Origin of the sequence: Shewanella glacialipiscicola, from assembly GCF_023283485.1 — a bacterium.
In the GTDB taxonomy this organism is placed as follows: Bacteria; Pseudomonadota; Gammaproteobacteria; order Enterobacterales; family Shewanellaceae; genus Shewanella; species Shewanella glacialipiscicola.
In genome coordinates this window covers 93,818-107,313 of sequence record NZ_JAKILU010000006.1, presented here as the reverse complement: position 1 = coordinate 107,313, position 13,496 = coordinate 93,818, and the positions used below count along the sequence as shown (strand labels likewise).

The following is a 13,496-nucleotide window of genomic DNA, read 5'->3' as shown; positions in this document are numbered from 1 at the left end:
TTATCCTTAATGTTTTAAGATAAGTGCCCCTTTAATACCAATCGTATTGGCTATGTTCACGTTAACTGTGTCTGCATAGCCAATATGCTATTTTCATTTGGATTATCATGGGCTTCAAAGAATCTAAACCAGCCTAAGTAGTTCGGAAGATATTTAGTTGCTACGCCCCGAAAGGTATTTATCCATAAATGCAGTCGGCTAGGGTAAGCATTGATATGTTGAATATGAAAAACACCCTCCTTGACTCGCTTGCCATGACCTGCATTGAGTATCTTATGCTCTACTTTCATATCCTGAGTCATTTTTAGGTAGGAAAGAAAGCCATCGCTACACACCGCTGAATCCGCAGCTATTTTATTTTCTAGCACTCGGCCTTCTGCACGCTTGGCAGCAAGCGCAACCTGATAGCCACTGGTTGTTGCCGCTGAAGAAAGGCACTCAATATGAGGTGGTTCGAACGTTGGGTCAGCATGACCAGCGGGTGAGGCTAACCACCACGCCTCAAGCCAGAAAGAAATGGCCGCAGCTCCCTAGTCCGTTTACTTACTAAGACAGTGAAAGGTAAGCCAGTCGCTATTTTAACCTCGTTGACTGACCCGATGCGTTACCCCGGCGAAGACATTGTCGACTTGTATGCCCATCGATGGGAAATCGAACTGGGCTACAGAGAGATGAAGCAACACTTGTTGGAGAGTCGTTTTACGCTGCGCAGTCAAGTGCCGGAACTCGTGACTCAAGAGCTGTGGGGCGTGTTGCTGGCCTATAATCTTATCCGATACAAGATGTTACTGATGGCCAAAAGCTTGCCATCGGTCCATCCCAATCAACTGAGTTTTCGGGATGCTGCGAGTCATATCATCTTCAAGCTGACACAACTGCCATCACAAACGCCGGGGAATGTCCCGAGAGATGTATTGGATATAGAACGTAATGCACGGCAATTTAAGTTGGATGGTAAACGGGAAAGGGCTTATCCAAGAGTGCTTAAAATGAGCAAAAACAAGTATCCAATTAGACCAAATGAAAATGCCGTTCACTTAAGAGTGAACGGCATTAAGCATTATGCTCCCCTTTGTATTGATGTTATGGAGAGTTAAGCTTTCATCGCCTTTTCACCGCGGGCGAGACCTACCACGCCTGAGCGAGAAACTTCGACTAACTTTGTTACTTCAGCCAGAGCATGGATAAAGGCATCGAGCTTGTCTGAGGTACCGACCATTTGAATAGTGTATAAATTAGCGGTGACATCAACAATCTGACCGCGGAAGATATCCGCCATGCGCTTAACCTCTTCCCTAAACTCACCTTGAGCACGGACTTTAACCAGTGCTAATTCACGCTCAATATAAGCAGACTCGGTAATATTGGAGACTTTTAAGACATCGATTAACTTATGCAGCTGCTTTTCGATTTGCTCTAGCACCATTTCATCGGCAACGACTGTGATGTTAAGGCGCGATAGGGTGATGTCGTCCGTAGGCGCCACGGTTAAACTTTCAATGTTATAACCGCGCTGTGAAAATAAGCCGACCACACGAGAAAGGGCGCCGGATTGGTTTTCTAATAATACAGATATAATTCGACGCATTAGCATTGCTCCGTCTTGGTTAGCCACATTTCATTCATTGCACCACCGCGGATCAACATGGGGTATACGTGCTCAGTTTCGTCCACCATGATATCGAGAAAGACTAATTTGTCTTTCATCGCCAGTGCTTCAGCCATTTTTGATTCAAGTTCGGCTGGATCGCTAATCGTCATACCAACGTGGCCATAGGCCTCGGCAATTTTGGCAAAATTAGGCACTGAATCCATATAGGAATGTGAGTGGCGGCCAGAGTAAATCATGTCCTGCCACTGTTTAACCATGCCAAGAAAGCGGTTGTTTAAGTTGATAATTTTAACTGGCGTATCATATTGTAATGCAGTAGATAATTCTTGAATGTTCATCTGGATTGAACCATCACCGGTGACACATACCACGGTGGCATCAGGCATCGCCATCTTCACGCCCATTGCCGCGGGTAGGCCAAATCCCATCGTGCCTAAACCACCGGAATTTATCCAGCGGCGCGGCTTATCAAACGGGTAGTATAAGGCAGCAAACATTTGATGTTGGCCAACGTCAGAGGCAACATAGGCATCGCCATTGGTCAGCTTGTATAGGGTTTCAATGACTTGTTGTGGCTTAATGCGCCCACTCTTTTTGTCGTAGGCCAGACAATCTCGGCTACGCCATTGCTCAATATCGGTCCACCAAGTTGCAATGGCTTCGCTGTCGTTGTGCTCGTGCGATTCATCTAGTAGCGTTAACATACTATCTAAAATACTGTCGGCTGAGCCTACGATAGGAATATCCACGTGGATAGTTTTAGAAATAGACGATGGGTCGATATCGATGTGCAAAATGGTCGCATTCGGACAATATTTTTCCACATTATTAGTGGTTCTATCATCAAAACGTACGCCAATACCAAAAATCAAATCGCAGTTATGCATCGTCATGTTGGCTTCGTAGCGACCGTGCATCCCTAGCATACCTAAACTGTTTTTGTGGGTGCTTGGAAAGGCGCCAAGCCCCATTAACGTGCTAACAACAGGAATATTCAGTCTCTCAGCTAATTGCAGGATTTGTTTATCACAACCTGAGATAATTGCGCCGCCGCCAACATAGAGTACTGGCTTTTTAGCGGCCAATAGGGCTTGTAGACCACGACGAATTTGACCTTTATGGCCAACGGTGGTTGGATTATACGAGCGCATTTTGACGCTCTTGGGGTAACAATACTCATGCAATAAGGCAGGATTTAAACAATCCTTCGGTAGATCGACAACCACAGGGCCTGGGCGACCCGTGGAAGCAATATAAAAGGCTTTTTTAATAGTTTCAGGGATTTCGGTTGGATCAGTGACTAAAAAACTGTGTTTTACGACGGGCCGTGAGATACCAATCATATCGCATTCTTGGAAAGCATCATTGCCGATAAGATTACTTGGGACTTGGCCTGATAACACGACAAGCGGAACTGAATCCATATAAGCGGTAGCGATACCGGTAATCGCATTTGTTGCGCCAGGGCCTGAGGTGACTAATACCACGCCGACTTTTCCCGTAGCACGGGCATAGCCATCGGCCATGTGTACGGCAGCTTGTTCGTGGCGGACAAGTATGTGTTCAATACCGGGGATAACGTGCAGGGCGTCGTAGATATCTAAAACTGAACCGCCAGGATAACCGAATATGTGTTGTACGCCTTCATCAATCAAAGAACGCACTATCATGCTGGCGCCGGATAACATCTCCATGTGAAACTCCTATTGCATAGTACCGTTACGGTAAACAGTAACTTGTTACAGCGACGGTAATCGCTCTAAAATTAAGCCTGAACGGTAATCCAGACTGCAAAATGCGGCATCGACTTTGTAAAAGACAAGTAACTTATCCCTTAGGATGCTGCGACTGTTGCAATGAACAGAATTTCATCATATTCAAAAAATACTATAACTCAAGACTTTTATCCAAAAATTAACCAACTTGAAACAATTTCATGTTTGAGTCGCGCTAGAATGTATAAATAAGAGTAAGTGATGTTGAGTGTATTGTTTTTTATTTACTTACTTTCAATAGGTTATACTTTTAATGAGCAAAAAAGGCACTGGAAGTGCCTTTTTTGTATAAGACATTAAATAAGGGAGACCTTAACTAATGATTATTTCGCGTTATTGGTTTGTTGCTTTTATGCACATTAATGTGAGCTTCTTATTTAGCACAACATCCAGACTCATAAGATCTCGGTATCTGATAGTGGTTAAATCGTTGGCGGTAGTTGATGTTTTGGACGATTAAACTGACAAATCCCAACTAATAAAATCGCCGCTAACATGAGTGCGGCAAAGGGGACTGCGGTACCATCATAAAACATCGCCAATAAGGGGCCAGCCAATGCACCACAACCAAATCTTAAGGTGCCAATAACCGCCGTTGCCGTGCCGGTTTCTTGTTTGAACTTCATCAACACGATCGCATCGGCATTCACTGACATAACCCCAAGGCAACCCATCAAAGGAATAAGCATCATCACGGTAAAGTGATAACTCATACCGAGTAGGTTGACGGTTAATAAACCGACTCCCGCAATGGCGCCAAAAAAGGTCGATACATGCAACATACGCAGCGAGCCATAACGGCTCACAATGCGAGTATTGATGATATTTGCTAACATCAAGGCACCAACGTTGGTGCTAAATAAGATGGCGAAATAGGATTTATCTAGGGCAAAGACCTCCATATAAACGAAGGGTGATGCGGTGAGATAACAGAAAAAAGCAAAGGAGGTCAGTACGCCGCTGGCAATATTCAACTTAACACCTTGGCGAGTTAATACCGTTGCGTAGGCGCCAAGGAACGACTTTTGGCTGCGAGTATCCATATCTTTATCACTGGGCATTTTTAGCGCAAACAGCACGAGCAAGAGTAAGGTGACGGCATAAGCTGATTGAATAAAGAAGATTAAATGCCAATCACCCAGTTCAAGGATCACGCTGCCAATGCTTGGGGCTAATAATGGCGCCAACATCATGATTAAGCTCACATATGACATACCTTTAGCGGTATTGTCACCATAGACTTCTTTGATGTATCCCGGTACAACTACAGTTGCGGCGGCGCCGATAAAAGCTTGCAAAAAACGCAGTCCCAGAAAGACTTCGACTTGACCGGCAAAACCAATCAATAAACTGATCAGCATAAATCCACTTAGCCCAATGATCACCATTGGCCGGCGGCCAATACGATCGGCTAAAGGGCCAAAACACAACATGCCAAGAGCATAACCGGCTAAGTAAATACTCAGGGATTGTTGCACCGTGGTGACATCCGTTTGAAAACTGAGCGCCAATGTCGACATCGCGGGTAAGTACATGTCGATGGCTAATGGGGTGATAGCTACAATCGCCGCAAGCATGGGAATAAGCAGAGCTAAATTCGGTATACGTCTACCGTTATTAGCTGAAGACAGTGATTGTGGGCCCACGGTTACCTCGAGTGATAAAAAATGAAAATAGTTTTCTCAGATTGATTCGGTGATGTAAATTGTCCTATGACAATGTGCAATTACTGCCATGACTATATCAGCCCGTACTTTGCATTAATATCAACGCTATAATTACAACAATTGACAGGATTTAGGGCAATAGCGTTGCTGATTCATATTGTTTTGGCGTTAAGCAATAGCATAGTAGAGTGCTCAGATAAATAAACCAATCCTTACGGCGATTTCTTTACCACGTTTTACCGCTTAAATTGCAACTAAGATGACTTCCGTGATAATGCGGGCTTTGTGAGTAAGTCGCGTAATAGCGTAGTTCTTGATACCAAACATGGTTAAATTATCTATAGGTATGAATTAATTTCATCTTATTTTATGTATAATAATCAGTTGTTTTTATGATTTTAATCATCCTTACACTACAGAATAAGCATTTTGCACCAAAGAATGAATGGCCGCTTCGATACAATCAATCGCTTGTTGAAATTGTGCATTATTTTCGGCGCCGCCAAGGCTCAAGCGAATAAAATTATCATGGCAATTAAAGTCATCACCATTACGAATTAATATGCCTTTTGCGGCCAGAGCGGTAACGAGGTGATGCGCTTTAATATCTTCGGGTAGTTGTAACCAGCCGTTGAGTCCTCGCCAAGTCTGGATTAATCCTAGTCGTTCACCCATAGCAACACAGAGGCGCTGGCGCTGGCGCACTATGGCATCTCTATCTGCGGTGATTTTTCCTTTCTTAATCAACTGACATGCAATTTCAATATTGAGTGGTGACACCATCCAACATTGGCTATGGATCGCGAGGCGCACTTGGGCGATAAGGGGTTCTGGGACCAGAATAAAACCTTGTCTTAAACCACCAGAAAATAATTTCGATAAGCTAGAAATATAAATGACCCGTGGAATAGCCAGCTGCTTTGCTAATTGCCACAGGGGCGAATGCCATTCTTCAGGCAAACAATAATTCACATCATCTTCAATAATATAGAACTGGTATTGCTCTGCCAGTTCGAGGATTTTTTGTCGCTGCGACTCACTGTATTGGATACAAGTTGGGTTTTGATTATTTAGGGTGAGATAAACTACTTTCGGTGTGTGGATTTGTAGTAATGCCTCAAAGCGGGTGAGATCGACCCCCTCATGAGTGAGCGGTACACCAATGCTGTTTATACCGAGTTGCTTAGCGCAAATTCTCACACCAGGATAGCTGTATTGCTCGTGTAACAGTACATCGCCCGTCTTTAAAAAAGCATTTAAACAGGCAAAAATAGCTTGCTGGCCACCATGGGTAAAAATCAATTGCTCGGGAGTTTGCTCTATACCACGTTGATTAAGCCATTGGTGAAAAACTTGTTGGTGTTGATCTAATGGGCTAGCACGATAACCGAGTAACTGACTGAGTTTATTCGGGTCTTTCGCTAATTGGCTGAGACAATCGCTTAGGGTACTGATTTGATCTGTGAGTGGTTGTTGGCAGGTCGCCATATTCAGTTGTATGTTACCAATCTCAGGCACCGTGGCGGCATTAACATAGGTACCGTCTCCCACACGCGCTTGCACATAACCCCGTTGCTCCGCTAATGCATAGGCGCGGGTCACAGTGCCAACAGTGATGCCTAAAGCATCGGCTAAACGACGCTGCGGTGGCAGTTTACTGCCTTGGGATAACACCTTGTGTAGTATGCCTTTTTCTATGGCACTGACTAAGCGTTGATATTTAGGACCTGAAAATTCGGTTAGATCCGGCGTCCAGATTGTACCCATGACAATAAATCCATTGATCTCTAGTATTGTCCGTATATTATTTATTGACTCTGTTTATGTCAATAAATGTATGCATACAATATTAAGTCGATTATGAACACCGCATTACTCTATGATCCACAGTTATGGACTTTGATGGCGTCCACGGCCCTGTTTTGCGCCACCATGACGATGACGCCTGGGCCTAATAATGTGTTGTTAGCCAGCTCGGGGGCGCACTTTGGTGTGCTGCGTACTGTACCGCATATCACTGGGATCCGCTTGGGCTCGACGTCTTTACATCTTTCGGTATTATTCGGACTCGGGGCCTTGTTCGAAGCACTGCCTGTATTACATCAAGTATTGAAGTATTTTGCTTTAGCGTATTTGCTTTATTTAGCTTACAAATTAGTGACCTCGCCAGTGAACAATACGCATGTAGATGACGGTAGAAAGCCGATGACGATGATTGAAGCCGCATTATTCCAATGGATTAATCCTAAGTCTTGGATGTCGACAATTACCCTATGCAGTGCTTTTACATTAGGTGGCGATGGTTTTTGGTTAAGTGCTTTTTTGGGGGTGTTGGTGTTTAACTTAGTGGGATTTCCCGCCTCATTCACTTGGGTATTTGTGGGGGCTGCAATCAGTAAAAAACTGAATACCGATAAACGTAAACGCCATTTCAACTGGTTTATGGGTAGTTTATTATTAGTATCACTGCCGATGATCTTGCGCTAATGGCGTTTAATATCACTAAGCTTATCGTTTGTAGAAAAGTTTGCACAAAACAAACTCGGGTAATGATTGGCTTTATGTCATAAGCAACTTAATATTGGTAACTTTTTGAATAAGGATCACTCTAGGTCATCATTTGGGGATGGTTATACTCAACCTAGGGCATTTCAAGTATTATTTAACTGAACTTGGGATAATAGCTGTGCTAACGGATTAATCTTATTACCTTATCCACAAAATTAACTCTACAGAGTGGTTTTTTCGTTATCAAGGCAAGCTTGCACACCTAATAGCGGGTTACTTAGTCGCAAAGTTAATGCGGAGAAAGGGAGAACTAACCTGTAGAGATGCAGAGCTTATCCTAAGTTCAGGTTAGTTACCTTGGGAGTGAATATATGGAGGTTATCGCGTGAAGTTTCCCAGTTTAGTCTCGTTTATGCCTGGTTTAGCGCAAATGCTGCAGTATGAAAAACAATGGTTAAGGGATGATGTCCGTGCTGGACTGTCTGTTGCTGCTGTAGCATTACCCGTTGCGATTGCTTATGCCCAATTAACCGGTGTGAATGCCGCTGTTGGCTTGTATTCCTGTGTCTTACCTATGTTGGTGTATGCCTTTTTTGGCACTTCAAGGCAGCTTATCGTGGGGCCTGATGCGGCAACTTGCGCAGTAATTGCGGCTGTGGTTACGCCGCTTGCAGCAGGTGATAGCATGAAGCATTGGCAGTTAGTCATGACCATGACGGCGATGACGGGTTTTTGGTGTCTCATTGCAAGCCGGTTTAAGCTTGGCGTGCTGGCTGATTTTCTTTCGAAGCCAATTCTTATGGGGTTACTTAACGGAGTCGCGATTACCATCATTGTTGGGCAATTTTCAAAAATATTTGGCTTCACTTTTGACGAACGTTATCTCATTGAGCGTCTCAGCGGTACGCCTTCTTATTTATCAAAAACCCATTGGCCAACACTGTCGATGGGGATTGTGACGCTGGCAACCTATGCCTTAATTAAGCGTTTTCGCCCTCAATGGCCTGCTTCTATGTGCGCAATGGCGATGGCAGCCTTGCTGGTGTGGATGTTTAATCTGACAAGCTTTGATATTAGCGTTGTGGGGGAGGTTACTGCGGGATTACCGTCGTTTCAAGCACCGGCTTTCAATTTGGGTATTGCCCGTGAACTTGTGGTCCCTGCACTTAACTTAGCCATGGTGAGCTTTGTCAGTATGATGCTGACAGCGCGAAGCTTCGCCGCAAAAAATGGTTATGATATCGATGCAGATAAAGAATTTAGGGCGTTAGGGTTAGCCAATATAGCTTCGGCATTATCCCAAGGTTTTGCCGTTAGCGGCGCGGATTCTCGTACCGCTGTTAATGATGCTAATGGCGGTAAAAGTCAGCTAGTGTCTATTATTGCGGCAGTGTTGATTGGTGTCGTGGCATTATTTTTTACCGAGCCGCTAAAGTATATTCCGAGTGCCGCCTTAGGTGTGGTACTAGTGATTGCCTCTATTTCACTCATTGACTTAAAGTCGTTATGGAATCTGCGCATAAGGGACCGTTCTGCTTTTTTATTAGCCTCAATTACGTTGTTTTCGGTGTTGTTTATCGGGGTCATTCCAGGGATAACCTTGGCCGTATTGTTAGGATTATTCCAATTCTTAGCCACAGTCATGCGCCCAACAGATCAAGTGCTTGGTTTAGATCATAAGGGCGTTATTCGTAGCATTGATGATTCGGATAAAGCTAAATCAGTTCCTGGCGTGTTTATCTATCGGTTTAATTCTCCATTAACCTACTTTAATGCGACCTATTTTAAGCGCCGCTTGTTAGAACGATTTGTGCGCGAATCAGAGCCAGTTGATTGCATTATTATTGATGCAGTGCCATGTTTTACACATTTAGATTTAAGTGTGATGGCGATGTTAGCTGATTTACATCAGTTACTTAAAAAGCGCGGGGTGCGTTTAGTGTTAGCGGGGCGTAAGCGACAAATACTGAGTTGGTTCGAGCAAGCGGGTATGCATACTGGGGAAGGAGGGATTTTGATCCGCCCTGATTTATACTTAGCCCTTAAAATGAATCAGAGCTACAAACAGGCGTTGGCAGAAGGCCAAGCCCCAGTGATTAAAAAGGTTCCCGATGACTCAGTATTACTACACAGTCACTTGTAGTTAACACTAAGCTGCTTAAGTACAGCTATCGTTAATCCTTGATGATGATATTTTAGTAAAAATAGCGTAACTGAGATTGCGCTATTTTTTGCTTGCCAGTAACTTATCCATAGAGGGTATGAGGTTTTGCTACCGTTTAGTCTTTAAGAATTCTATCTAGCGGAATAAAACCGTGGTAACCATAGTAACCCATAGGGCCGAGTATCAGGCTGAGTAAACACCAGAAGCATTTCTTATTTGTGCTGAGGTTGACTCTACTGTTGAAGGCTCGTAAGGCGAATAGACAATGCAATAACAGCAATCCTGCCAGCATAATCATGATGTTGATATCCATATGTTCCAACTTACGTATCCTTGTATTTAATCATTCACGCTTTTGAGAGATGAAGAGCGGTTGCTTTTTATGTCTCTATGTTGCCCAAGTAATCAGCACTTTACTCGAACGGCGTATTAATAGCCATAACATAAAACCACAATAATCCTTTAAATTTATTTACTTACAAGTCCTCTAACAAGTAAATCGGTGCATGACTAGCATTCCAGATCACATGTTTATGCATGGCGCGAATAAATATCTCGCTCGACATTAATCGCTCTAGCCATACAGCGACAGCGGGAAAGTCATCACTCAGCGCACGTTTGGTTTCTACTGCGGCAAATTGGCGTACAAAAGGTACAATGGCATAGTCGGCGAGGCGAGGTGTATGGCTCACTAAAAATGGCGTTTCACTAAGGCACTGTTCCAGCTGTATGAGAAAACGGCTCGCCTGTTGGTAATAGTCCGTTTGTGTTTGCTCTGGGTAACGATCGCTATATTTATAGCGGTCAAGCCATGGTTTAAATTGCACATCATTTTGCTCAATAAGTGCTGCCATTTTATCGGCATCAGCAGGGTTTTTATGGCATAACAAATCTAATGGATCGTGCTGCGTGAGTGCCCAGCGCATAATATCAAGACTCTGGGCAATGACATCGCGGTTCACTAGCACTAATACGGGCACTGTGCCTTTAGATGACGCGGCCAGCATCTCTAGCGGTTTGGTTTTAAGTGTAATTTCGCGGATTTCTACATTACATTGAGCGAGTAATAATCCAAGACGCGCTCGTATGGCATAGGGGCAGCGGCGGAAAGTATACAGAACGGCTAAAGCCATGTAGGACTCCTCACTTGTGTTATCAGTTTGAAAAAGCCTTGGCAGGAATGCGGCTTATGAAAGGTGCAGATAGTACCGTGTTAATACGCATATTTGTATTCAACACATTATTTTTATCACTCATATACGTAAAGAATAACAGGCCCTGCATTTTATCTGTGTTTATCTGGCTGTGACTCAGGTAGAATTCTGCGCTATTTTGAGATCTGTAGCAAATCTACAGATGGTTAATGTGTTTATGCACTGGAAATGAAGTTCCAGCCAGCAAAGAGGGTGTTATGGCTAAAGTTGTCGTGTGTGCGTTATATAAATTTGTGTCGTTACCGCATTTTGAATCGATTCGAGCACCGCTGCTCGAGATGATGGAACAGGCCGAAATCAAAGGCACTTTACTACTGGCAAGTGAGGGGATTAATGGCACTGTCGCAGGTACTGAACAAGCTATCGAAGCACTATTAGTTTGGCTTAATAGCCAAAATGGCCTAGACAAAATTGTTCATAAACTGTCATTTGACGATGAAATGCCGTTCTACCGCACTAAAGTCAAATTGAAAAACGAAATAGTGACTATGGGCGTTGAAGGTATTGATCCTTTAAAAGTTGTTGGCACTTACGTTAAGCCGCAAGATTGGAACGCGCTGATCTCAGATCCCGACGTGATTTTAGTCGACACTCGTAACGACTATGAGGTTCAAATCGGCACCTTTAAAAATGCGGTTAACCCAGTAACTGAAACCTTCAGAGAATTCCCTGAATATGTGAAGCAGAATCTTGATCCTGCCAAACATAAAAAAGTGGCTATGTTCTGCACTGGCGGTATTCGTTGTGAAAAATCAACAGCCTATTTGAAAGAGCAAGGTTTTGAAGAGGTCTACCATCTTGAGGGCGGCATTCTTAAATATCTTGAAGAAGTCAAAGCCGAAGAAAGCCTGTGGGAAGGCGAGTGTTTCGTATTCGATAATCGTGTTGCGGTAAATCATGATTTAAAGAAAGGCCAATACGATCAATGTAATGCTTGTCGTATGCCCATCACAGAAGTTGAGAAACAGAGCCCTGCTTATGTGCAAGGCGTGAGTTGTCCACATTGTATTGATAAGATTTCCGACGAGCAGCGTAAACGTTTTGTTGAGCGTGAACGCCAAGTGAATCTAGCCAAAGCCCGTAATGAAGCGCATATCGGCAGCGATGTAAATCAAGTGATTGAAGCCCGCCGCGAGCAGAAAGAAGCACAGCGTCGACTCGCCGCCGAGAAAAATAACGCGAAAAAATCACCAGTGGTATAAAGCATACTGCATGAGTCATTAATATAATGTGTACTATGGCCCGACTTGTTCGGGCCATTTTTTCATTATTTATTGTGTATTTGCGCGAAAAGCCCCGCTATAACAATTGGCTTTAAAGCGTTTTGGTTGAATTATTTTATAAAAAAAAAGCGCATTTAACGCCTTTTTAAAAATAAAATAAACACGCTTAAGCACTGATTACTCTTTGCGATCCTTTGTATTAGGCTCAGAACTCGTCTCTATCGCTGAGGTTGGCTGTAATGGTGTGTCGCTACCTGCTTCACTAGGCATTTTATCCGGATCGTCATTGGCAGCGTTTGCCCCTGTCTTCAACTGCTTATCTTTGTCATGCTGACCAAATTGCGGCAGCTTAAACTTAGCACTGTATTTGAGTGCGGCAAGATTACTGGCAATGACACCAAGGATCAAAATAATCAGGATCCAAACTTCTAAGGTTGACATACTCAGCTCCTATTTCAAAAAGACCAACAATGCAATTACTTAGCCGCTAATCTTTGCTCACATTTACGAATGTCATCTGGCACATCGACTTCGACGGAATCAAAATCGCTAATCGCTATTTTGATCTTATAACCATGTTCTAGGGCGCGTAATTGTTCAAGTTTTTCCAGTTCTTCTAGGCGACCTAATGGCAGCGCGGCAAAAGCTTGTACGAATTTGCGGGTATAAGCGTAAACGCCTAAATGCTTATAAACAGGGTAATCTTGCGTATCACGACCAAAGGGAATGCGAGCACGGGAGAAATACAGGGCAAAGTCGTTGTTATCAAAAACCACCTTCACATGCATCGGGTCATCAAGCTCAGCTTTATTATCAATCACTAAACCTAAAGTGGCCATTTCAAACTCACCAGGTTGATCTTTAAATAGATTGATTAACTGTTCAATAGAAGTGGGATTAATTAGTGGCTGATCGCCTTGCAGGTTGATCACTAAGTCCTCATCTTTTAGCCCTAAGAGACTTATCGCTTCATTGATGCGATCTGTACCTGATGCTGCATCTGGGCTGGTCATAACAACATTACCGCCAAAACCTTCAACAACAGACTTAATGCGATCATCATCGGTCGCGACATAAATGTTAGTCAGACCTTTGGCTAACGATGCGCGTTCATACACATGTTGGATCATAGGTTTGCCATTAATCAGTGCTAAGGGTTTACCCGGAAAGCGGCTTGAAGCATAACGAGCGGGGATTAAAAGAGTGACATTCATCAAATTATCCTATTTTTATCAAATGCATACAGTTTAGTCAGCAAAAGAGCTCGTGATGAGCGCTTTTGATATGTAATAGAGCCTAGATGCGGCAGAAAAAAGTCGTCAACATGTTACCT

General features: G+C 43.5%; 12 protein-coding genes and 1 pseudogene. 4 read left to right on the top strand and 9 right to left on the bottom strand.

The window, feature by feature from the left end; all coding sequences use genetic code 11:
- Positions 1 to 56 precede the first annotated feature (56 nt).
- Complete coding sequence (locus tag L2717_RS07225; protein WP_246611810.1) at positions 57 to 335, bottom strand: IS1595 family transposase; 279 nt, start codon at positions 333 to 335, stop codon at positions 57 to 59.
- A gap of 23 nt (positions 336 to 358) precedes the next feature.
- Between L2717_RS07225 and L2717_RS07220 the strand changes: the two are divergent.
- Positions 359 to 1,097: pseudogene (locus L2717_RS07220) on the top strand (transposase); the annotation flags it as partial.
- On the opposite strand, the gene ilvN reads toward L2717_RS07220, so the two are convergent.
- The 4 genes from ilvN to L2717_RS07200 all read right to left on the bottom strand — a co-directional run bounded on the left by ilvN (position 1,094) and on the right by L2717_RS07200 (position 6,821).
- Positions 1,094 to 1,588 carry an acetolactate synthase small subunit gene (gene ilvN, locus L2717_RS07215; protein ID WP_220775016.1) on the bottom strand — a complete coding sequence of 165 codons (495 nt, stop codon included), beginning with the start codon at positions 1,586 to 1,588 and terminating at the stop codon, positions 1,094 to 1,096. The pseudogene L2717_RS07220 and the gene ilvN overlap by 4 nt on opposite strands.
- Entirely contained in the window at positions 1,588 to 3,306 is a 1,719-nt protein-coding gene (locus L2717_RS07210; RefSeq protein WP_220775017.1) for an acetolactate synthase 3 large subunit, read from the bottom strand. The genes ilvN and L2717_RS07210 overlap by 1 nt, the downstream gene beginning before the upstream one ends.
- A gap of 503 nt (positions 3,307 to 3,809) precedes the next feature.
- Positions 3,810 to 5,033 carry a multidrug effflux MFS transporter gene (locus L2717_RS07205; protein ID WP_220775148.1) on the bottom strand — a complete coding sequence of 408 codons (1,224 nt, stop codon included), beginning with the start codon at positions 5,031 to 5,033 and terminating at the stop codon, positions 3,810 to 3,812.
- Positions 5,034 to 5,462: 429 nt separating this feature from the next.
- Positions 5,463 to 6,821, bottom strand: coding sequence for an aminotransferase-like domain-containing protein (locus L2717_RS07200; protein WP_220774902.1), 1,359 nt, complete (start codon positions 6,819 to 6,821; stop codon positions 5,463 to 5,465).
- Between the two features lie 93 nt (positions 6,822 to 6,914).
- Here L2717_RS07200 and L2717_RS07195 point away from each other — a divergent pair, with 93 nt between their 5' ends.
- The gene (locus tag L2717_RS07195; RefSeq protein WP_220774901.1) at positions 6,915 to 7,541 is read left to right on the top strand and encodes a LysE family translocator; all 627 of its coding nucleotides are present in this window, start codon (positions 6,915 to 6,917) and stop codon (positions 7,539 to 7,541) included.
- 406 nt (positions 7,542 to 7,947) lie between these two features.
- Positions 7,948 to 9,705, top strand: coding sequence for a SulP family inorganic anion transporter (locus L2717_RS07190; protein ID WP_220774900.1), 1,758 nt, complete (start codon positions 7,948 to 7,950; stop codon positions 9,703 to 9,705).
- 136 nt (positions 9,706 to 9,841) lie between these two features.
- Here the strand turns inward: L2717_RS07190 and L2717_RS07185 are convergent, their stop codons facing one another.
- Complete coding sequence (locus L2717_RS07185) at positions 9,842 to 10,039, bottom strand: hypothetical protein (protein ID WP_220774903.1); 198 nt, start codon at positions 10,037 to 10,039, stop codon at positions 9,842 to 9,844.
- Between the two features lie 163 nt (positions 10,040 to 10,202).
- Entirely contained in the window at positions 10,203 to 10,859 is a 657-nt protein-coding gene (locus L2717_RS07180; RefSeq protein WP_220774899.1) for a glutathione S-transferase, read from the bottom strand.
- A gap of 278 nt (positions 10,860 to 11,137) precedes the next feature.
- Here L2717_RS07180 and trhO point away from each other — a divergent pair, with 278 nt between their 5' ends.
- Positions 11,138 to 12,142, top strand: coding sequence for an oxygen-dependent tRNA uridine(34) hydroxylase TrhO (gene trhO / locus L2717_RS07175; RefSeq protein WP_220774388.1), 1,005 nt, complete (start codon positions 11,138 to 11,140; stop codon positions 12,140 to 12,142).
- Between the two features lie 198 nt (positions 12,143 to 12,340).
- Here the strand turns inward: trhO and L2717_RS07170 are convergent, their stop codons facing one another.
- Both L2717_RS07170 and kdsB read right to left on the bottom strand, forming a co-directional pair.
- Positions 12,341 to 12,604 carry a DUF2897 family protein gene (locus tag L2717_RS07170; RefSeq protein WP_220774387.1) on the bottom strand — a complete coding sequence of 88 codons (264 nt, stop codon included), beginning with the start codon at positions 12,602 to 12,604 and terminating at the stop codon, positions 12,341 to 12,343.
- Between the two features lie 35 nt (positions 12,605 to 12,639).
- A complete protein-coding gene (gene kdsB / locus L2717_RS07165; RefSeq protein ID WP_220774386.1) occupies positions 12,640 to 13,377 on the bottom strand; it encodes an 8-amino-3,8-dideoxy-manno-octulosonate cytidylyltransferase KdsB in 738 nt (245 codons plus the stop codon).
- Positions 13,378 to 13,496: the final 119 nt, after the last annotated feature.

Bases quoted from the DNA above. Each gene is read 5' to 3' on its own strand.
- ilvN (WP_220775016.1), bottom strand. From the start codon at position 1,588: ATGCGTCGAATTATATCTGTATTATTAGAAAACCAATCCGGCGCCCTT.
- L2717_RS07210 (WP_220775017.1), bottom strand. From the start codon at position 3,306: ATGGAGATGTTATCCGGCGCCAGCATGATAGTGCGTTCTTTGATTGAT.
- L2717_RS07200 (WP_220774902.1), bottom strand. From the start codon at position 6,821: ATGGGTACAATCTGGACGCCGGATCTAACCGAATTTTCAGGTCCTAAA.
- L2717_RS07195 (WP_220774901.1), top strand. From the start codon at position 6,915: ATGAACACCGCATTACTCTATGATCCACAGTTATGGACTTTGATGGCG.
- L2717_RS07185 (WP_220774903.1), bottom strand. From the start codon at position 10,039: ATGGATATCAACATCATGATTATGCTGGCAGGATTGCTGTTATTGCAT.
- L2717_RS07180 (WP_220774899.1), bottom strand. From the start codon at position 10,859: ATGGCTTTAGCCGTTCTGTATACTTTCCGCCGCTGCCCCTATGCCATA.
- trhO (WP_220774388.1), top strand. From the start codon at position 11,138: ATGGCTAAAGTTGTCGTGTGTGCGTTATATAAATTTGTGTCGTTACCG.
- L2717_RS07170 (WP_220774387.1), bottom strand. From the start codon at position 12,604: ATGTCAACCTTAGAAGTTTGGATCCTGATTATTTTGATCCTTGGTGTC.
- kdsB (WP_220774386.1), bottom strand. From the start codon at position 13,377: ATGAATGTCACTCTTTTAATCCCCGCTCGTTATGCTTCAAGCCGCTTT.